The following is a 20,793-nucleotide window of genomic DNA, read 5'->3' as shown; positions in this document are numbered from 1 at the left end:
CACTCGAATTAACGCATGGAAAACGCAGAAATCCAGGCTCAGCTAGAGCCATTCCGCACAAAATGGACAGCCGCAGATGCGCAACACCTGCTTCGACGCACGATGTTTGGAGCAAAACCTGCCGACGTGGCGCATATGCAAACGCTCTCGCTCAAAAAAGCGCTGAATGAATTGCTGGCCGATGAGCCAGCCCCACTCCCACCCATCAATAATTACAACGACGATAAATTCACCGACGACGAAATAAACCCCGGCGAAACCTGGATAACGTCCATCAACTACGATGGTATGAATAACTACCGCCGGAAAAACTCACTCAAAGCGTGGTGGCTAGGCTTGATGCTCAATCAAAGCCGAACGTTACGCGAGAAAATGGTGGTCTTCTGGCACAATCATTTCGTTACGGAAAGCAACATGGTCGACAATGCGCTGATGTGCTATCGGAACAATGCATTGATGCGGACCCACGCATTGGGTAATTTTAAAGAGTTGGTCAAGGCCGTGACGAAAGATCCGGCCATGTTGAAATACCTCAATGGTAATTCGAATAACAAAAAAGCGCCGGATGAAAATTACGGTCGTGAATTACAGGAGTTGTTCACCGTAGGGAAAGGCCCCGGATCTCACTATACCGAAGCCGATGTGAAAGCTGCCGCCAAAGTACTGACCGGCTTTCGAAACGACACCACTACGTTCGTCAGCCTATTTGATCCCGGTCGGCATGATAGCAGCGACAAAGTGTTTTCAGATTTTTATCAGAATACAACCATCAAAGGCCGTCGCGGGCCGGAGGGCGAACAGGAGCTAGATGACCTGCTTACCATGATTTTCGCGCAGGAGGAAGTAGCCCGGTTTATCTGCCGAAAGCTCTATCGGTATTTTGTCTATCATCAAATTGATGCGGATACCGAAGCCAACGTTATTACTCCTCTAGCGGCTGTCTTTCGGGCGAATAAATATGAGATCAAACCGGTATTGCGGGAGCTGTTTGGCAGCCAGCATTTTTTCGACGCCACCAATCGAGGAGCGCTTATCAAAAGTCCACTCGATTATACGGTAGGGCTTTGTCGGGAGTATGACATTGCATTTCCTGATGCGACTACTTACGTCGACCAATACGGTCTTTGGTTTGCCATTCAGAATCAGACGGCGAACATGCAGCAGAATATCGGCGACCCACCGAATGTGGCCGGTTGGCCAGCCTATTATCAGGAGCCGATGTTTGATCGCCTTTGGGTAAACTCGGATACGCTGCCCAAACGCAATGTATTTTCGGACGGCATGACCAACGGCAACATCAACCGAAACGGTAAAAAGCTGATGATTGATGTCGTGGCGTTCACCCAGTCACTGCCCAACCCCGCCGATCCCGTTGCCCTGATTGACGATGCCGTCCGGCGATTATATGCCATCGAGCTTCCCGATAAAGACAAGCAATATATCAAGACGAGCATTTTGCTATCGGGTTTACAGGGCGGCATGTCGGATCATTACTGGACACAAGCCTGGCAAAATCTAACTACCACACCCGACGATGCCGCTAACAAAACCAACGTAACAAAAAAGCTAAAAAGCCTGTACAAGTACCTGATGAATTTGCCTCAGTATCAACTAACATAATTTTGAATGATAGAGTGATTGAATGATAGAATAATGCGTGCGTTAGCTATTCAATCATTCTGTCACTCTATCATTCAATCATTAGAAATCATGCAACGTCGAGACTTCATAAAACATACTGTCCTCGCTGGGGTCGTGTTGCCCCAGTTCTTGAATGGGTATTCGGTTCGGGCAATGGCGCAAACGTCGTTGATGCCTACCATTGGGCAAGATTTGCCAAATGATCGGGTATTGGTATTGATTCAGCTTGTTGGTGGAAACGACGGGTTGAATACGGTTATCCCAGTCGATCAATACGGTGCGTATCAGGCTGCCCGACCGAATATTGCGCTCCCGCAGAACAAAATTCTGAAATTAAACGGAGCCGACACGGTAGCACTACATCCCGCGCTGACCGAAATTCAGCAGCTTTTCAATGAAGGGAAAGCGGGTATTGTTCAGGCTGTTAGTTATCCCAAACCAAACTTCTCGCATTTTCGGGCAACCGATATCTGGATGACAGGCTCCGATTCCGACAAAATCCTGAATACGGGCTGGGCAGGTCGGTATTTGAACGATACGTTTCCCGGTTTTCCCGAGAAATATCCGACCGAAGCTATGCCCGATCCATTAGCGATTCAAATAGGGTCGGTTGTCGCATCGGCGTTTCAGGGACCAGCGTTCCCGATGGGCCTCGCAATCAGCAATCCTTCTTCGTTTTATGATCTGGTTGAAGACAAAACCGAAACAACGCCAAGCACTCGTTGGGGTGACCAGTTGGCCTATCTGGAAAAAGTGTCACAGAAAACGGATCAATACGCGGGTGTGATCAAGAAAGCCGCTCAGAGCATTACCAAACAGTCGGATAAGTACCCCACACCGGGCAAAAACCCACTGGCTGACCAGTTGAAAATCGTAGCCCGACTCATCGCCGGAGGCCTACGAACCAAAGTGTATCTGGTGAGTCTTAGCGGTTTCGATACGCACGCCAAACAGGTCGAAGCCGACGACACAACGACGGGTGTACAGGCTCAGTTACTGCGCCGGGTATCCGAAGCCGTTGGTGCGTTTATGGATGATTTGAAAGGATTGAATGCCGCCGATCGGGTAATGGGCATGACGTTCTCCGAATTCGGCCGGCGCATCAAATCCAACGCCAGTGGTGGTACGGATCACGGTGCCGCTGCCCCGGTTTTTTATTTTGGCAATACCGTTAAAGGGGGCGTAATCGGCACAAATCCGCAATTACCAGCCAATGCCACCGTCAACGATAACGTAGCCATGCAGCACGACTTCCGGTCGGTTTACGCAACGGTTTTACAGCAATGGCTCAATCTGCCATCCAATGATATTCAGACGGTATTAATGGGGCAGTTTCCGTTATTGCCGATGGTGTAGCGCGGACATCCTGTCCGCATAGCCTTGATAAGTTTTTCTCTTCAGCTATGCGGACAGGATGCTGGTACGCCAGCCCGGCCGCGTTACAAATCACCGCGTTAGCAAGCCCGCATCCAGTACAAATTGTGAGCCCGTCACATACCGAGCGCCATCCGAAACCAGGTACAGCACCATAGCCGATACATCTTCGGGCTCCACCCAGGGAACGGGTAGCAGATTTCCCGCTGAACGTTCGGCAATTTCCTGCGTGGTGGTCCCTTCCAACTCGGCCAGTCCGTCGTTCATAGGGGTGTTAACACCCGTTGGGTGAATGGAGTTAACCCGAATGTTGTACGGAGCCAATTCAATTGCCCATGATTTCGTCAGACCAACCAGGCCCCATTTTGAAGCCGCATAGTGGCTTAGGCGACTCATGCCCCGAAGACCGGCAATGGACGAGTTATTGATGATAACGCCCGATTTCTGTTCCATCATCACTGGAATCACCCGTTTAGCCACCAACCAGGCTCCTTTCAGATTGATGTCGATCATGGCGTCCCATTCGTCTTCGGGCAATTCGTGAACCAAGCCATAGGCGCAGATACCCGCATTGTTGAACAGAATATCAATCCGACCAAAACGAGCAACGGCGGCATCTACGGCTGGTTTTATATCTGCATCTCGCCGAACATCGCCCTGTGCGATAAGGCAGGTCACATCCAGGGCTTCCACTTCTCGTTTCAGCGATTCCAGTTCACTTTCGGAGCCGAGTGCGTAACCCGGATAGGCCAGTGGTTTAGCCAGATCAAAGGCTATTATATGCGTTCCCGATTTGGCTAAGGCCAATGCTACAGCCCTCCCCTGCCCGTGGGCTGCGCCCGTAATAAAAGCTACTTTGCCTTGTAAATCACTCATGGTTTACGGGTGAGTTTGGGTTAACGGAAGATAGGGATACAGATACTCATCGACATCTACGTTCAGTGTATTATTGAAGATATTGGTCGCAACCATCTGGCCCGCAAAAGCCACCAGCACAACGATCTGGGCATCGGTATAACATTCACTAATGGGTGCATAGAGTTCGTCAGAAACCTCGCCCTTGTTTTGCGCAATGGCACTGCCGAAGTTAATGACATCCTGTTCGTGATCGGTTAGTTGGATCTCTTCAGGACGCTCACCATTGTCTATAATGATCCGGCGAAAAAACGTAGTGCAGACCGGGCAATCCGACCCTTCCGAAATCGAATGCGCGTACAAATACGCCAGCCGATCTCCCACAATCCCTTTCACTTGCTCATACAATGGATACCATTGCATATACACCTGAAACGCCAGCAGCGACCTACCCAGCGTGGCTTTCATATTGGTGATGCGGCTACCGGGATGATCGGCAACGTGCGCATCAAAAGCGGCCTGAACATCGGGCGTCGCTTCGTTGTACGGAAGGGGAGAAATTCGGGACATAGCTAAGGCTCAACAGGCTCCGGCTGTTTGTTCATTCGTATGATCAACGTCAAACAGCCGGAGCCTGTTTGAGCCTACATTGTACCTACGGGCTTCAGCCCGTATATGGATTGAATTGATACACGGCTGAAGCCCGTGGGTACAATCTAATCACCCAATACACCTATAAGTTACGCAATCGCTCGGCGGCTTCGGCCAGAATGGCATCGTCTTTGGCAAAGCAGAACCGCAGGATTTTGTAATCGTTTTTCTGGTTGTAAAATACCGAAACTGGAATCGATGCAACACCAATTTCTTTCGTTAACCGAATCGCTAGGTCATAATCCGGCTCATCGGTGATGTCGGTATAGGAAACCGTTTGAAAGAAGCTACCTTCTGCTGGTTTCCAGGTGAATCGGGAGCCTTGCAAGCCAGCTAGAAACAAGTCACGCTTGCGCTGGTAGAAAGCTGGTAATTGGCGGTAGTGGTCCGGTTCTTTCAGGTAATCAGCCAGTGCATATTGAATGGGCGTAACCGTGCTGAAGGTCAGGTATTGGTGAATTTTCCGAAACTCAACACTCAATTCCTTGGGTGCCAGGCAGTAGCCAATTTTCCAACCCGTAATGTGAAACGTTTTGCCAAACGATCCAATGACAAACGTGCGCTCCCTCAGTTCAGGATGCATCATGAGTGAATTATGAACTCGACCGTCGAATAGAATATGCTCGTACACCTCATCGCTCACAATCCAGATGTTTCGGTCACGCACCAGATTCGCTAACTGCGCCAAATCGTCAGTCGTCCACACATGCCCGGTTGGATTGTGTGGCGTGTTGACCATAATCAGCCGGGTTTTATCCGTGATTTTGTCTCGCACCACTTGCCAGTCGATGCTATAATCAGGTGGGGTAAGGGTGACGTAAACGGGCACGCCACCGTTCAGGTCGATGGCGGGAACGTAACTGTCGTAAGCAGGTTCAAAAACCAGCACTTCATCCCCCGGACGAACCACAGCTGTAACAGTGGCAAAGATGGCTTCGGTGGCACCCGACGTAATCGTGATTTCAGTTTCGGGATGATAATTTACGCCATACTGATCGGCCGTTTTCTGCGCGATAGCCTCTCGTAAAGCTGGAACACCCGTCATGGGTGCATACTGGTTAAATCCCCCTCGCAAGTATTTCTCAACCAGCGATACTAATTCGGGGGAGCAATCGAAACCCGGAAAACCTTGTGATAGATTGATAGCCCCGGTTTCGGTCGCTAATTTCGACATGACTGTAAAAATCGTCGTGCCAACGGTGGGCAGTTTCGATGCAAGGCTAGCCAGTAGAGGTGTTTGGTTGGTCATTACTTAAAGTGCCGTGTTGTATCCATCGGAAAACAATTCTCCGAGTGATACCTTGTCAATATAGGGTTCCAGTTCGTCCACATTCGCCAGAACGCGCACCAAATTAACGCTATACTTCCGCTGACAAATCCACATCTCTACAAAAAAGGCGTTAATGGCATATAAATGCAGCCAGAATCCCGGAATTCGACGTGCTTCGAGGAGTTTGCCCTGCTGCCAGATCAGATTTAACTGATCCTGATAAGCCAGGTTATGAAAGTGATCGGCCCCGTTACCGTTGAGGTTACTCTTCATGGGTAAATGGATAATGAATAATGTAAAATGAATAATTACCAATCCATAAACCTCTATCTATCAACACGTTCATTACACATTATCCATTTTACATTATCCATTTGCTTACTAAAATAATATCAATGATCACCGTACCGTTTTTCGCCCGCTGTAATGGCCAGCGCCAACTTGTTTTGCTTCGGCGGCAAGGGGCAGGTGGCAAAGGTTGTGAAGGCACAGGGCGGATTGATCGCCTGATTGAAGTCAAGCGTGGTTGTGCCATCAGAGCCTGCTTTGGGTGCGTATAAGAACCGGCCCGCGCCGTAGGTATCGTGGGTGTTGGTTGGATCGCCGAACAGGATAAACAATTTTTCCCCTTCGCCTGCCGCATCCAAACGGTAGGTTTTACCCCCTCGCTCAAAAACGAGTGTACCGGCCAATGGATACTGAGAAATCTGCCCAAGTACATCCATAATCGGAATAGTTTTGGGCTCTGATGGGACTTCCAGACGAGCTTTTACTTTCCAGCTTTCATCCACCGGATAGCGATTTATTCCATGAAACTCACTCAACAGTGGGCTTTCCAGATCGCGCAACCGAACCCCATATTTTTCACCCCGTTTGATGATGAACCAGCGGAGCGATCCGTGTTGCAGCACAACGGCCTTTTTGCTTTCCGGCGAAAAAATCGTTTCGGTTGTCAGCACAGGTTGTGGCTTTTCCGTACCTGTAGTCGACCGGTCAACGAGGACAGCCGCTTCGGGCGCGGGAGTAAATAAGACGGCCCCCTTGGTGAGTTGAAAGCTTCCTAATTGAGCGGGTGCCTTGCCAGATGGAAACGCAATGTCATTACCAGGATCACCACCGACTTTATTGTCACCCTCCTTCAGCCAGAATAAACCCGCGATGTTCAGCCAGCCGGATTCACTTTTAAGCGACTTCAGGCGGTTCTGATGCCATTCGTCAATCTGTGCTTTGTAGGACGGTTCGTCGGTGGTTCGCCAGCCAACCGACGCGAACATAGCCAGCAACCATAAACCGAAAAAACTGCCCGAATAGATGTTCAGGGGCTTGATAGATGAATCCGTGTAGTTCATAGTGAGGAACCGTATAACAACTGAAAATATCGTTTTTGAATACCAGAGAAATACGCCCAGAGCGACAAGGCGCCAATGTAGCCCAGCACAATAATCATGGGGTAACCTAACACACTATATAAGGCCAGCCAAAGTACCGCAACTCGCCCAATTTCAAGATATAGTACCCATTGCCGCTGTTCGAGTAGGGCACCACAGTTAATCAACGTTAAAAGAATAAACAGGGCGGTCAGAAACTGGAGATAGCCCGGCACATACGATTCCATCAGCAGGAAGGTGAACAGAATTAACAGTATACCAGCCATCTGCCCAATAACATACCCTTTAAATCGGCGACTTTTTGTATGAATAGCTGTCCGACTGGCCGCATCGCCCGATAAAAACCGCTCCTCCAGTTCTTCCCGAATATGCGGATCGACCGAGTCGGGGCGCCCAAACAAAACCTTCCACTTCGCCGACCAGTCGCTTGCCCGCCGGGTGGCAACCAACACTTCGAGCAAACCATGAAAATGCTGCCATAAAAAACTATGGCTGTCGAGCGGTTTGGTTAAGCCATAAACGGGTTCTTCATTTTCTTCCACAAATGTGCCGAATAGTTTGTCCCAGATAATGAGTACGTCACCGTAGTTTTTGTCCAGGTATTCTGGGTTACTGGCATGATGAACCCGGTGATGCGAAGGCGTCACCAGAATATATTCGAGCCAGCCTAATTTGCCAATCGTACGCGTGTGGATAAAAAACGGATACAGTCCATGAAGCAGCAGGATGGTCGTAATCATCGCTGGCGGAAAACCAATAATAGGCAAAATAGACCAAAAGCCAGTGCGAAGAATGGCCTGAAAAACAGTAATTCGGGCCGAAACCGTATAATTGAAATCGTCGCTCTGGTGATGCACGATATGAACGGCCCAAAACACGTTGATTTCGTGCGCCAACCGGTGATACCAATACCACACAAAGTCTGTCGCTATGAACACCCCGATCCAGCCCCAGGCACTCGCCCGAATATCGAGAAACGCGTAGTGCCGATGCAGGTAATCATACCAGAAATAAAACACCCCAACGGTAAAACTGTCCAGCAATCGTTCGGCAATACCGACGTTCAGGTTGGCGATTGAGTTATTGAACTGGAAATAGGTCTTCTTCTGCCGTTTCGCGACAAGATATTCTACCCCTATAAAAAATAGGAAGAGCGGAACCGCAAACGCAAGCCAATTGACATGCATGAGTATCTTAATTCTGGATTCTGGCTGCGAAACGGTGATAAAACGGCGTTTTACTGGAAGCGCTTTTCGGCTGGTACTCACCCGTAATAATGGGGATGTACATCACCCGACGGCGACTTTCGGCTCCCAGCTTAGGCGACTGCTCAACGCGATGCCATAAGCTGCCATTATGAATAGTTAGATCGCCTGCTTCGATATCGAACCCAACCTCACGCCGATCGGGGCGGTGGTCGATGAACTGCCGCTTCCGGAACAAGGTCATCAGGGTATTTTGCTTATGCGTACCGGGCAACACACGGAGGCCACCGTTGCTCTTGGGGCAGTCATCTAAATGCAAACCCACGTTCAGCATTGGGCGGATACGATGACCCAGGAACAGATCACGCGGACTGTCGGTATGCCAGCCCATGCGTGAGAAATTGCTTTCGGGAGTGCGAACGTAGTGATTGACCACTAAACCATCTTTCTCCTCCTCGCTAATACGACCGTCGTAGGGTTGTAGTAAGGATGTGAGCCCCCGTAAACGCTCATCGTGCAGGAACTCGCGCAATACAGGGCTAAACAGAGAGGCAAACGCAAATCGCTGTACAATAGGTTGCCCGTTTTCGTCACGACCGAATTTCAGGGGCGTTCCATTGATCTTATCCACTTTCTCGGCAAGCCAGTTGGCTTCTATGCGCTGTAGTTCTCCCAGAAAAAGCTGTACCGTATCGCGACTAACAAAGTTTTTAATGTGTAGAAAGCCGTTTTTGTTAAAAAAGGCTACTTGGGCATCAGTTAAAGTTGCCAATGGCTGGATGGCAACTGGGTGTTTAGTGAGTACCATTGATGTTCAATTAAGTTAAACTAACAATAAATCTATTTAGTATACAGAATTACTATAGTAATTCTGTCAATGAAAAGCAAACTGTCGTTTGCTGAAAAAATCAGGTCATTAAACTAAAAAAATCACTTCTAAAGGCCGATTAATGAACGACAAAAGTGGTTTTGTCCAGCATTAAGTCATGCTCAAAGGTGTTTTCAGTTCTGCTCAATAAAGAGAAAAAACGGCGTAACAGACTACTAATAAGCCTATTCCCGAAAAGAATACTCGTTCCCAAGTCCTTGAAAACACCTATCCCCCTAGGTTGATGGACAAAGGTGAATATCACTTTTCAGTATTCCAAATTTTTTTTTAATCTCATCTTGGAACAGAACATAAATAGTGTCAAATTCACACTTTATTTCTTACTAACTAAATAAGATTAATTTGTCTTATTCGGATACATAAGCCAAAAAAACAACCAATCTGTCCTATAATGAAACACAATGTACGAATGAGAATGAGCGCCTACTGCTTTTTTCTTTGGGCCGCCTTCTTACTTACAAATCTGGCTCAGGCACAGGATCGCCGAGTCACGGGCCGCGTTATATCCAGCAAGGATCAGCAACCCGTTCCTGGTGTCAATATCCTGGTCAGGGATACACAACTCGGAACGACCACCGATGGGAATGGTAATTTTACCCTGAACGTTGCGCCCAACGTTTCCCTCGTTTTCAGCTCTATTGGTTTTGAGGGTCAGACCGTGGCTATTGGCAATCAGACCCAATTAACTATTACTCTGAAAGAAGCCGAGACAGAGCTTGGGTGAAGTAGTTGTAACGGCGCTGGGTATTAAAAAGGAAGCGAAACGATTAGGCTATGCCACGGCCATCGTTAACCCGGAACAGGTCACGACTAACCGCTCGGTTAACTTTATCAATGCGTTGCAGGGTAAAATTGCGGGGGTAAACATTAGCAGCCTCGGTACAGGCGCAGCAGGCACCAGTAAAATTCGCATACGGGGTCAGTCTTCATTTTCGGGACAGAACTCACCCCTCATTGTTATCAATGGTGTTCCCGTCGATAACACCAATTTTGGCCAGAATAACGGGAATACGGGTAGTGACAACTCCATTGGTAGCCGCGATCGGAATTACTCCGATGGTGGTGACGGTCTATCTTCAATCAACCCCGACGATATTGAAGGAATGACCGTTTTGAAAGGTGGTACCGCTGCCGCTCTCTACGGCTCACGAGCCAAAGACGGTGCCATCCTGATTACGACCAAAACCAAAGGAACGGGCCAGGGAATTGGGGTTACTTACAACATGAACTTCACATCCGATCACCCATTAGACTACACCGATTATCAGTATGAGTATGGTCAGGGTGAATATGGTGTTCGACCCACGGCCCCTAACCCAACCTCAGGTGTATGGAGTTTTGGCGAAAAGTTTGCCGGTCAGACGCAGGTTTTGTTTGGGGGCGTAACCGTTCCCTATGCTCCGGTTCGGAATCGGATCAATACGTTCTATCGCGACGGCTCTACAATGACCAACTCCATTGCCGTTTCGACAGGTAATGAGAAAGGTGGCCTTAACCTGTCGCTGTCAAATCTGGATAACAAAGGCATTGCCCGAAATAACACCTTTAGCCGTAAAACGATCAACCTGGGTTTCACCTATAATCTGTCACCCCGACTCACGGTTACGGGCACGCTCAATTACTCCAATGAGTACAACAAAAACCCACCTCAGATTGCTCAGCAGGATAACAGCACACCTACGGTAATTTATACGCTGGCCAACTCCATGCCACTTGATGTACTGGAAGCAAACCAAATCAATCCAGCAACGGGTAACGAGTTTATCTATTCACGGTTTATGAACCGGACGAACCCCTATTTCGTCATGAATTATAAATTCGAGAACATCCGTCGGGACCGCTTGTTTGGCAATGTTTCGGCCCGCTATAACGTCACGGACTGGTTATATGTGCAGGGCCGGGTTGGGCAGGATTACTGGTCGCGAGATCAGGATTATAACTTCCCAACGGGTCAGGCTTCGTTGGCCGCTGCTCCAGCCGGATTCGTCAATGGTGCGTATGTGCAGGAGGCTCGTCGGTTCCGCGAGTTGAATACGGATTTCCTGATTGGTGCCAATCATAAATTCGGAGTCTTCGGTATTGATCTTACGGCAGGGGGTAACCAGTTGTATCGCCGGAGTGATCTGAACAGTGTTCTGGCCACTGACTTTGTTGTTCGGGGGCTTTATACACCTCAGAATGGCCGGGTGAAAGACCCACAGTACAGCTTGAGCGAGCGGAAAGTAAATTCGTTATATGGAGCCGCTGAGTTTTCGTACAAAGACTTCCTTTACCTGAACGGAACGGTTCGGAACGACTGGTTCTCAACGCTGTCTCCGGCCAACCGAAGCATCCTGTATCCATCTGTAACGGGTAGCTTCGTCTTTTCGCAAGCCTTCAACAACTTACCTTCCTGGTTGAATTTCGGTAAGTTACGGGCGGCTTATGCCGAAGTGGGTAGCGATGGCGACGTAGGCCCTTACTCGAATAATCTCTTCTATGGCGTCAATGCCAACCTCTTCCCAAATCCGGCTGGCAATGGCCAACCGCTGGGCTACATTACCTCTAATACGGTTCCCAGCACCACACTTAAACCAAGTCGTGTAGCCGAAACTGAGTTAGGTCTGGAGTTGAAGTTGTTCAATAACCGGGTGGGCCTTGATGTGGCGGTTTACAGCAAAATCACCAGCGACCAGATCGTTGCCAAGCAATCATCTGATGCGTCGGGTTATACCAGTTCGCTTATCAACAGCGGTCAAAGCCGCAATCAGGGAATCGAAGTATTATTGAACCTATCGCCGGTACGGACGAAAAATTTCTCCTGGGATGTAACCTTCAACGGGTCGTATAACCAGACCAAATTGCTCCGGCTCATAACCGACACACCAGGTGAGCAAATCGTTGTGGGCACAGGTATCTACGTCGGTGAATTACGGCAGGTAGTAGGCCAGCAATTAGGCCAGTTGTACACCTATGGATATAAGCGCACTGCTGATGGTCAGCTTATCAATGGAACCGACGGTCTGCCTGTACGAACCGATGCACCAATTTCATTTGGCTCTGCCCTGCCCCGTTTCGTGGGTGGTATCACTAATGGATTCAATTACAAAGGACTAAGCTTATCTGTACTGATCGACTTTAAACTGGGTGGCAAAATGATTTCGGGCACCAACCTGAATGCCTTCCGGCACGGCTTGCAGAAAGAAACGCTGGTAGGTCGGGGTGACCCAGACAACAAGATGGTTGGCCCTGGCGTAAACGAGAAAGGCGAAGTCAACGCCGTTCGGGCGTTTGTGCAGGATTACTATTCAGTAGGACGTTCTAAGAGTCTGGGTGAGCAAGTCGTTTATGATGCGGGCTTGTGGAAGCTGCGCCAGATCAGCCTGGGCTATGACTTCACTAAACTATTACCCAAAACCTTGTTCATCAAAGGAGTACGTCTGAGTGCAGTAGCCAACAATGTAGCAATTCTGAAGAAGTGGGTACCCAACATCGACCCTGAACAATTCGGCTTCAGCTCGGATAACCTGATTGGTCTGGAATCGACTGGTTTACCCACCACTCGTAGTGTTGGTTTCAACCTGAACGTTAAATTTTAAATAGGTTTACGGTATTTGGTTTGAGGTTTATGGTTGGCTGACGCGCCCTTGTTTTGGCCGGTCTGCCGGTGCGGTAAACCAACCGAATACCGTAAACGACAAACACATAATTATGAAAAAGATATTTTTTATACTACCACTGCTTGCCCTGCTTCTGGTCACTAGCAGTTGCGACAAAGGGTTCGATGAACTGAACATTAACCCGACAGCGGCAACAACGCTTAATCCCGTATTTACGTTTAACAATGCCATGGTTGGCACCTCGTTTCCGGGGTCAATTCTGGTTTTTGAGGAACCTATCGTTCAGCAGATATTCACCCCGAACTCTGGTATCAATGCAGGGGGTAATTTTAATATCGACAACAGAGGACCCACGGGTAACAATGGCGGTATCTGGCGTCAATATTATCAGAACGTAGTTCGCTATCTGGTCGATGCAGCCAATCAAACTAAAACGGATGCCAATCGGACTAACCTCTACAATATGATCCGTATCTGGAAAGCCTATGTCTTTAATGTACTAACAGATACTTATGGCGATATTCCCTATAGCCAGGCTGGACTCGGGTATATTTCGGGAAACGTTATACCGAAATACGATACGCAGGAGAGCATTTATAATGACCTCATTAAAGAGCTAACCGAAGCAACGGCCGCTTTAGATGCAGCCAAACCCACAGAAGCGGGCGAGATTACTTACGGGGGCGACATTGCAAAATGGAAAAAGTTCGGCAATTCACTGTTGCTGCGGGTTGGTATGCGGCTCTCGAAAGTGAATCCTACACTGGCACAATCGACGGTACAGAAAGCTATTGCCGGTGGTCTGATGACCTCAAACGCCGATAATGCAGTCGTTCGCAACAATGCTAACTATACGAACGGTGTGGGCGCTACTGTCAATTCGACCGAAGCGGCCAACTATTACCTCACGGGTGCCTTTGTGAATTACCTCAAAGCAACGTCCGATCCTCGCCTGGTGTCTATTGCCGTACGTTATGTAGGGGCCAAAAGTGGCCCAGAACAAACAGCTGCGAAGGCCAATCGTGACCCGGCGGTACAAATTGGTATGCCAATGGGCTACGATAATGGTACGATTGCTGCCAAAGCCACGGCCGACGGACTAGCCAGTTTCTACGATTATTCGCAGTTGGATCGAACCCGGATGGGCAGTCAGTTTGCCCCATGCTACCTAGTTACGTATGCGCAAACACAATTACTGCTGGCTGAAGCGGCCCAGCGAACCTGGACAACAGGAAACGCTGCCGACTTTTATAATGCTGGGGTTACAGCGCACATGAAACAGTTGGGCGATTATGATGCTACATCGCTGGTTTCGGATGCAAACATCGCAGCTTATTTACAAAAGAATCCCTATGATCCCGCAAAAGGGCTTGAAGTGATTAACACCCAGTATTGGATTGTTTCATTCCTGAACGGCCCTGAATTGTTCGCTAACTTCCGACGTAGTGGATTTCCCGCGCTAACACCTAACCCTTATCCGGGTAAAGAAATCAAAGGGAATTTCATTTACCGCTTATCCTATCCAGATTCTGAGCAATCTGTCAATACAGCCAACCGCCAGGAAGCTGTTACACGGCAAGGTCCTGATAATCTGGATACCCACGTGTGGTGGGATAAGCAATAGCCCAATCTTACTTTTTTCTTAACCTAAACTATGCGAACAGCCCAACTATATTAGTTGGGCTTGTTTGTTTATCATCGAAGCTGTTTAAACTTTCTCATTCAGGCTGAAAATGCATCGTTTTTTGTCATTCCGACCTTAGGAGGAATCTCAAGGTTGATTAGTAGGGGAGCTAGAGATTCCTCCTAAGGTCGGAATGACAAAAATTACACTCATATTTAACAGGAAAAGCTTAAACAGCTCTATCGTTCAAACACAACGTCCGCAAAGTACCCTTTGCAGTCGGTAAACCAGCCCGTCACCGAAAAACCCGTTTGCTGGGCTAAGTTTTCAATCTGCGCCCGCGTAAATTTCCGGGAAATCTCGGTATGAATGATTTCACCGTAGTCGAACGGCACGGTCATGTCTAATGCGCCAATTTGAACAGTTTGCGCTTTCTGGCTCACCAGATACGAGCGCGCTTCGCCTGTTTCGGGATTGTATACTTCGTAATGATCAAAAGCACTCAAATCGAAATTAGCATCCAGCTCACGATTGATTCGTCGGAGCAGATTTAGATTGAAAGCTCGTGTTATCCCCTGCTTATCATTGTAAGCAGCATGAATCACAGCCGGATGTTTCTGTAGATCAAAGCCCGTCAGTACCAAATCGCCGGGTTGGAGATGGTCGTGAAGTTGCTGATAAAAATCAATTGCATCTTCAGGTGCGAAGTTGCCGATGTTCGAGCCTAGAAATAAAACAACCCGCCGAGCGTCTGATTCTTCCGACAGTTGCTCGAGGGCGTTGAAATAGTCATCGTGCCGGGGATTAAGCCGAAGATCAGGCCATTTCTGACGAAGGTCAATCACTAATTCATCCAGTGCATCAACCGAAATATCGACCGGCGCATAGGTAAAGTCGGCGTTTTTATCGGCAAAGAATCCGAGTAGAATTTTCGTTTTCAGGCCGTCGCCCGCACCCAGTTCAACCAGTTCAAATGGGCGGTTATCAGTTGCAAATTGGCGAAGTAAATCAGCTTTATATGTATCCAGAATTTCGTACTCTGAGCGGGTCAGGTAATATTCCGGCGCATGCATAATTTCCTGAAACAGTCGGCTCCCCTCGGCATCATAGAAAAACCGAGACGATAATCGCTTGGGTGTTTTCTGCAAACCCGTCCGCACTTCATCGGCAAGGGCGGAGGGCATAATTGTATCAACATCACCCCTACCACTTTCTAAACTCAACCGCGTGCCCTCTGCTCCCTGCCCTATGCCCGCTCCACCAAGCGTATTCCCGTATACTGCCATCGTTTGTCTGGTTGAAAAAAATTGCGATAAGTCGGCCGCGAATGACCTTCGGGAGTAGCTACCGAAGCCCCACGCAGAACGATTTGGCCACTCATAAATTTACCATTGTATTCACCTACGGCACCTGCTGCCGTTATAAAACCGGGGTAAGGCAAATAGGCCGAATTGGTCCACTCCCAACGAGTCCCCCAGTTAAGTTGACGACTAGTTGTCTGTACTGTGCCCGAGCCCACGGCTGACGAATCCACGGCGGCCACTTCCCATTCAAATTCAGTAGGCAAACGCGTTCCTTTCCAGCGGGCGTAAGCATCGGCTTCATATTGACTCACGTGGCAAACCGGAACAGCCAAATCAATCGGCGTTAATCCGTCGAATGTATAATTCCACCACTCGCCATCAATCTGGTGCCAATATAAAGGAGCCTTTATAGCATTAGCTTGTACCCACGCCCAACCATCCGACAGCCAATGGCGGAAATCCGTATAGCCACCAGCTTCTATAAACTCCAGGTATTCGCCATTGGTAACCAGATTTCCATAGAGCGTTGTATCGTTCAGATAGACCTTATGCTGCCCTAGTTCGTTGTCGAAATAAAACGATTGGGAGGTAGACGGATGTCCAATTAAATAGATGCCCTCCTTTATTGAAACGGGCGGATTTATTGCCTGTCGCAGATGCTCAACGATAGGCATCTTAATAATCGGCAATAGTGGATTGTGACCCAGAATGTACTTGATATCGGTAATAAGCAATTCCTGGTGTTGTTGCTCATGATTCAGGCCTAATTCAATAAGCGCGTGAAGTTCAGGCGATAACTCTGCCTTATTCAAGAACCGGCTCATGTGCTCATCCACATAATCACGGTACATGTATACGCCTTCCACAGTTGGGCGACTCAGATTCCCACGATCTGTTCGCAGCACACGCTTACCAACTGTCTCGTAGTAACTATTAAATACGTAACTAAAATCGTCGTGGAAGGGTCGATAATCTGGTGCGTTAGGGACTAAAACGAAGGTTTCCCAGAACCAGGTTGTGTGCCCCAAATGCCATTTAGGCGGACTAACATCAACAATGGGTTGCACTACATAATCTTCGGTTTCAAGCCCCTGACAAATTGTTTCGGAGTGAGCTCTTACCCGAAAATATTGGTCAGTAAGTGTTTGTTCGGCAATCATTCAGGTACGGTTTTGGGTGTGCGATCGGCATAGGATTAGTAAGCCTACAGTAATCGTGAAAGTCTTAACCTGAATCGTGAGTTCCTTGTTTAATAATTTACCATTTGTTCATCTACAAAACACCACAACCATCGTTCGCCCGGCTCAGACGAGACCACAACAGGGTGCTCACTGACCAGAAAATGCTTTGTAGCATGTTTATTGGGCGAAGAATCGCAGCAGAGTGTTGTACCGCAGGTCTGGCAGGTACGCAAATGCACCCACGAATCGCCAGTTTTAATGCACTCTTCACATACGTACTCACGAGCCGTACGGATTTCTGTCAAAGCAGACAGGTGTTCGCAAATAGTTGGTCTAATCATAGTATTGGGTTTATATGAGATGTAGGATGTATGAAGTAGGATATATGATGATTCCTTTCGCGTCAGCCACATCATACATCATATACCCTATATCATACATCAAGTAATCAGTTTTCGGCCAGGTATTTATGAACAAAGCTCACGGCCATAGCGCCTTCACCTACGGCCGAGGCAACCCGGTTCATGGCTCCAGCTCGCACATCGCCAGCGGCAAAAATGCCTGCGCTGCATGTTTCGAGTAGGTACGGCTCCCGGTCATGCTTCCATACTTGCTTGAAGTCGGCGTAACGAGCCAGATCGCGCCCAGTCGCGATGAATCCTTTGGGATCTTTGATGATATTCATTTCGATCCAGTCGGTCAGGGGTTTTGTGCCGATGAAGATAAACAGCCCGGCAGCTTTCACGGTCCGACGTTCGTGCGAATCCATATTTTCCAGCACCAGGCATTCCAGGAGGTCATTACCTAACCCCTCAACAATTTCGGTACAACCCAAGACAGTAATATTTGGCGTTCGGCCGATCTGGTCAATAAGGTATTGCGACATGGTTTCGGACAAGTCAGGGCGACGGACGCAGATGAATACTTTCGATGCCGTTCTCGACAAATACATAGCCCCTTGCCCCGCCGAATTACCACCGCCAACTACATAAACCGGCTTTCCTTTGAAAGCATATGCTTCGGTGGTAGCTGCCCCATAGTAAACGCCAGCTCCGGTAAATTTGTCGAGGCTTTCGTTCTCTAATTTATGGTACGATACCCCTGTGCTTAGCACAATAGCCCGTGCTACCACCTCACTATCATCGGCCATTTTAATGTGTTTGTATTGCCCCTGCGATTGAATGGAGACAACTTCCTGAGGAGCCAGAAATTCGACGCCAAAGCGTTGCGCCTGCGCAATAGCCCGACGGGTCAAATCAGCGCCACTCAGTCCATTGGGGAAGCCGAGGTAATTTTCAATTCGCGAGCTCGTACCTGCCTGTCCACCAGGGGCTCGTTTATCGACCAGAATGGTTCTCAATCCTTCGGAGCCACCATATACCGCAGCGGCCAGTCCAGCAGGCCCAGCTCCAATAATCGCCAGATCGTAAAGACTTTGCGTTGCTTTAGGTTGTAAACCTAGCTTACCACCCAACTCAGCAATCGTAGGTCGTGCCAGGACGGTTCCATCTTCCAGTACGACAGCGGGTAAATCATTCCGATTTTTGTCGTGCAAATCAAGTAGCTCCTGCGCCTGAGGGTCATTTTCAATATCGAGCCACTGATAGGGGAATAGGTTGCCCGCCAGAAAATCCTTTAAATCATGCGACTGTGACGAGAATTGATACCCTATCAGTTTTAAGCCTTCAAAAGCAGGCCGGTAGTCTGACTGCCAGTCGCCGAGCAGATCATCCAGAACCGGATAAAGTTTTTCTTCGGGTGGGTCCCAGGGTTTGGCAATGTAGTAATCCAGTTGAACTTCATTGATAGCCCGAACAGCCGCATCGGTGTCCGAATAAGCCGTGAGCAAGGTCCGTTTGGCATTCGGAAAAATCTTGCGGGCCTGCATCAGAAACTCGACACCCGTCAATTCAGGCATACGCTGGTCAGACAGGAACAGGGCCACTTCCTCCCCTTTCTTCTTGAATTCGGGCAAGGAATCAAGCGCTTCGCGAACGGAGCTGGTGGCTATAATACGGTATTGCTTGCGGTATTTTTTTCGCAAATCCTGCTGGATCGCCTGTAATACCTGTGGATCGTCGTCAATGGCAAAAATGATGGGTAGTTTCATGAGATTAGTCAAAGAGTGAAAGAGCGAATGAGTGAAAGAGTGATGATCCGGCATTCCGGCTGGCGCGTCGTTTTCTACCGCTAGGGCAGACCACTCATTCGCTCTCTCACTCTTTCGCCTTTCTTAACGCTCATTGAGTCGGTAAACAAACACTAAACTCCGTTCGGCCTGGCTTTGACTGGACTTTGACAGAACCATTGTGGTGTTTCACAATGCCCTGAACAATATCCAGACCGAGGCCCGTGCCTTTACCAATTCCTTTTGTTGTAAAAAACGGTTCAAATATTTTGTCCTGAATATCGCCCGGAATACCCGAACCATTATCAATTACCTTAGTCAATACAAAGTCTGAACCGTCGGGTTGGCTGCTGATTTCAAGCGTTCCACCATCGGGCAGCGCATCAACGGCATTGTCGATTAGGTTCGTCCAGACCTGATTCAATTCACCCGGCCAGCCACAAACGTCGGGCAAATCACTGGGCAAGTTCAGTGTCAGGTTAATGTGTTTACTTCTGACTTTATGATCCAGCAAAGTAAGCGTATTCCGAATGCCTTCTGCCAATTGGATGCGTTCTTTCCCGGTTCCCCGGTCCATGTGGGTATAGTTTTTAATGGAGTTGACCAGCGTCGAGATTCGTTTAGAAGCCTCACTAATATCCAGCACTAATTTCTCGGTCACCAGATTATTAACCAGCCAGGTGACTACACCCAGCAAATTCTTATCGCCAATTTTTTCCAGAATCCAGTCCAGGTCCTCGACGGTAAAGCAGTATTCGACTAAGGGACCAGCTAAATCCATCGAGTCATCTACCCCATGATCGTCGAGCCAGTCGGTCAGATCATCTTCGAGATTACTCCGCTCCAGCAACGTCATGGGCGAACCAGCCCCTTTGGCCAGACATTGATCTAATTTCCCGAAAAATACCGTGTTGACCGAATCCACCTGCTCGTCGGTCAGGTTGAGATGCATGATGGTTTTGAAGGCTTCGGGGGTGGCTCGCATATGCGTTTTCAGTGTATCGGCGGAACGCACGACGGCAGCCACAGGATTATTCAGTTCGTGCGCCAACCCTGCCGACAAGCGCCCAAGCGATGCCATTTTTTCATTCTGCTGCGTCAACTTCGTAAAATCCCGAACGCGGGTAGTCATCTGATGAACTAGAGCTTCGGTCAGTTCATAGCAGGCATGAATCAGGTCGGGCAGTTGGTTGCGGTGGAGCCGAAGTAAGCGGGTTTCCTTTTCGGTCACCATCCGATTCGGAATGCTTTTCATCCGCGAAAAGGGTAGCACACCCAAAATGGCATGGGCATCGTAGGTCAGAATTTCATCACCTGAGCTGTTGGTGCCTGTATCAATCCGGATGCGGCCTTCCAACAATAGCGATAGATAATCGACGGGGTCATTCGCTTTATAAATGATCGTTTCGGCAGGAATGGTAACCTCTTCAGAGCGGCCAATGACCCACTGAAGCTGTTCATCAGGCACACCATCGAAAGCGGGAAACTGACGCAGGGTTTCTACTAAATTCATAGGAGGAAGAGGACTAATAACCGACTAGGTAACTAATTGTTTTGCGGATTGGTTAACATCCGAAAGCAAACTGATGGCACTACATGTTAAGATAGGGGCTTTTTTTGACAGAATTATAGTTTAGCTGCCGTTTGGATTGCTAGGATTGCTACCTTAGAATCTTTCAAAATA

The 20,793-nt window shown here is 48.5% G+C and carries 15 protein-coding genes and 1 pseudogene; 4 read left to right on the top strand and 12 right to left on the bottom strand.

Annotation, left to right across the window (positions count from 1 at the left end):
* The first annotated feature begins 15 nt into the window (after nucleotides 1–15).
* A complete protein-coding gene (locus H3H32_RS34325; protein ID WP_182460204.1) occupies nucleotides 16–1,620 on the top strand; it encodes a DUF1800 domain-containing protein in 1,605 nt (534 codons plus the stop codon).
* A 90-nt stretch (nucleotides 1,621–1,710) separates the two neighbouring features.
* Complete coding sequence (locus tag H3H32_RS34320) at nucleotides 1,711–2,997, top strand: DUF1501 domain-containing protein (protein ID WP_182460203.1); 1,287 nt, start codon at nucleotides 1,711–1,713, stop codon at nucleotides 2,995–2,997.
* A 90-nt stretch (nucleotides 2,998–3,087) separates the two neighbouring features.
* Here H3H32_RS34320 and H3H32_RS34315 read toward each other — a convergent pair whose 3' ends face one another.
* From H3H32_RS34315 to H3H32_RS34285, 7 genes are all read right to left on the bottom strand, one after another.
* A complete protein-coding gene (locus tag H3H32_RS34315; protein WP_182460202.1) occupies nucleotides 3,088–3,891 on the bottom strand; it encodes a mycofactocin-coupled SDR family oxidoreductase in 804 nt (267 codons plus the stop codon).
* A gap of 3 nt (nucleotides 3,892–3,894) precedes the next feature.
* Nucleotides 3,895–4,440: a carboxymuconolactone decarboxylase family protein gene (locus tag H3H32_RS34310; protein WP_182460201.1), complete on the bottom strand. Its 546-nt coding sequence runs from the start codon at nucleotides 4,438–4,440 to the stop codon at nucleotides 3,895–3,897.
* A 163-nt stretch (nucleotides 4,441–4,603) separates the two neighbouring features.
* Nucleotides 4,604–5,770, bottom strand: coding sequence for a methionine aminotransferase (locus H3H32_RS34305; protein ID WP_182460200.1), 1,167 nt, complete (start codon nucleotides 5,768–5,770; stop codon nucleotides 4,604–4,606).
* Between the two features lie 3 nt (nucleotides 5,771–5,773).
* Nucleotides 5,774–6,064 (bottom strand): hypothetical protein, encoded by a 291-nt coding sequence (locus H3H32_RS34300; protein ID WP_182460199.1) that lies wholly within the window; start codon nucleotides 6,062–6,064, stop codon nucleotides 5,774–5,776.
* 119 nt (nucleotides 6,065–6,183) lie between these two features.
* Nucleotides 6,184–7,140 carry a DUF1684 domain-containing protein gene (locus tag H3H32_RS34295; RefSeq protein WP_182460198.1) on the bottom strand — a complete coding sequence of 319 codons (957 nt, stop codon included), beginning with the start codon at nucleotides 7,138–7,140 and terminating at the stop codon, nucleotides 6,184–6,186.
* Nucleotides 7,137–8,366 carry a sterol desaturase family protein gene (locus H3H32_RS34290; protein ID WP_182460197.1) on the bottom strand — a complete coding sequence of 410 codons (1,230 nt, stop codon included), beginning with the start codon at nucleotides 8,364–8,366 and terminating at the stop codon, nucleotides 7,137–7,139. Before H3H32_RS34290 ends, H3H32_RS34295 begins: the two co-directional genes overlap by 4 nt.
* Nucleotides 8,367–8,373: 7 nt before the next feature.
* The gene (locus H3H32_RS34285; RefSeq protein WP_182460196.1) at nucleotides 8,374–9,192 is read right to left on the bottom strand and encodes a phytanoyl-CoA dioxygenase family protein; all 819 of its coding nucleotides are present in this window, start codon (nucleotides 9,190–9,192) and stop codon (nucleotides 8,374–8,376) included.
* Nucleotides 9,193–9,688: 496 nt separating this feature from the next.
* Here H3H32_RS34285 and H3H32_RS34280 point away from each other — a divergent pair.
* Together H3H32_RS34280 and H3H32_RS34275 are read left to right on the top strand one after the other, a co-directional pair.
* Nucleotides 9,689–12,851, top strand: a pseudogene (locus H3H32_RS34280) (SusC/RagA family TonB-linked outer membrane protein).
* A 112-nt stretch (nucleotides 12,852–12,963) separates the two neighbouring features.
* Nucleotides 12,964–14,496, top strand: coding sequence for a SusD/RagB family nutrient-binding outer membrane lipoprotein (locus tag H3H32_RS34275; RefSeq protein ID WP_182460195.1), 1,533 nt, complete (start codon nucleotides 12,964–12,966; stop codon nucleotides 14,494–14,496).
* Between the two features lie 239 nt (nucleotides 14,497–14,735).
* On the opposite strand, the gene egtD is transcribed toward H3H32_RS34275, so the two are convergent.
* The 5 genes from egtD to H3H32_RS34250 form a co-directional block, all read right to left on the bottom strand.
* Nucleotides 14,736–15,680, bottom strand: coding sequence for an L-histidine N(alpha)-methyltransferase (gene egtD, locus H3H32_RS34270; RefSeq protein ID WP_240543850.1), 945 nt, complete (start codon nucleotides 15,678–15,680; stop codon nucleotides 14,736–14,738).
* Nucleotides 15,681–15,742: 62 nt separating this feature from the next.
* Entirely contained in the window at nucleotides 15,743–16,960 is a 1,218-nt protein-coding gene (egtB, locus tag H3H32_RS34265) for an ergothioneine biosynthesis protein EgtB (protein WP_182460193.1), read from the bottom strand.
* An 89-nt stretch (nucleotides 16,961–17,049) separates the two neighbouring features.
* Nucleotides 17,050–17,322 (bottom strand): UBP-type zinc finger domain-containing protein, encoded by a 273-nt coding sequence (locus H3H32_RS34260; RefSeq protein ID WP_182460192.1) that lies wholly within the window; start codon nucleotides 17,320–17,322, stop codon nucleotides 17,050–17,052.
* Nucleotides 17,323–17,429: 107 nt separating this feature from the next.
* A complete protein-coding gene (locus H3H32_RS34255; protein ID WP_182460191.1) occupies nucleotides 17,430–19,091 on the bottom strand; it encodes an NAD(P)/FAD-dependent oxidoreductase in 1,662 nt (553 codons plus the stop codon).
* Nucleotides 19,092–19,221: 130 nt separating this feature from the next.
* On the bottom strand, nucleotides 19,222–20,622 hold the full coding sequence (locus H3H32_RS34250; RefSeq protein WP_182460190.1) for an ATP-binding protein: 1,401 nt from the start codon (nucleotides 20,620–20,622) through the stop codon (nucleotides 19,222–19,224).
* Nucleotides 20,623–20,793: the final 171 nt, after the last annotated feature.

The sequence above is a fragment of the Spirosoma foliorum genome (genome assembly GCF_014117325.1).
GTDB classification, from domain to species: domain Bacteria; phylum Bacteroidota; class Bacteroidia; order Cytophagales; family Spirosomataceae; genus Spirosoma; species Spirosoma foliorum.
Note: the sequence above shows the minus strand (reverse complement) of the source record. Positions and strands in the feature narration are given on the sequence as shown.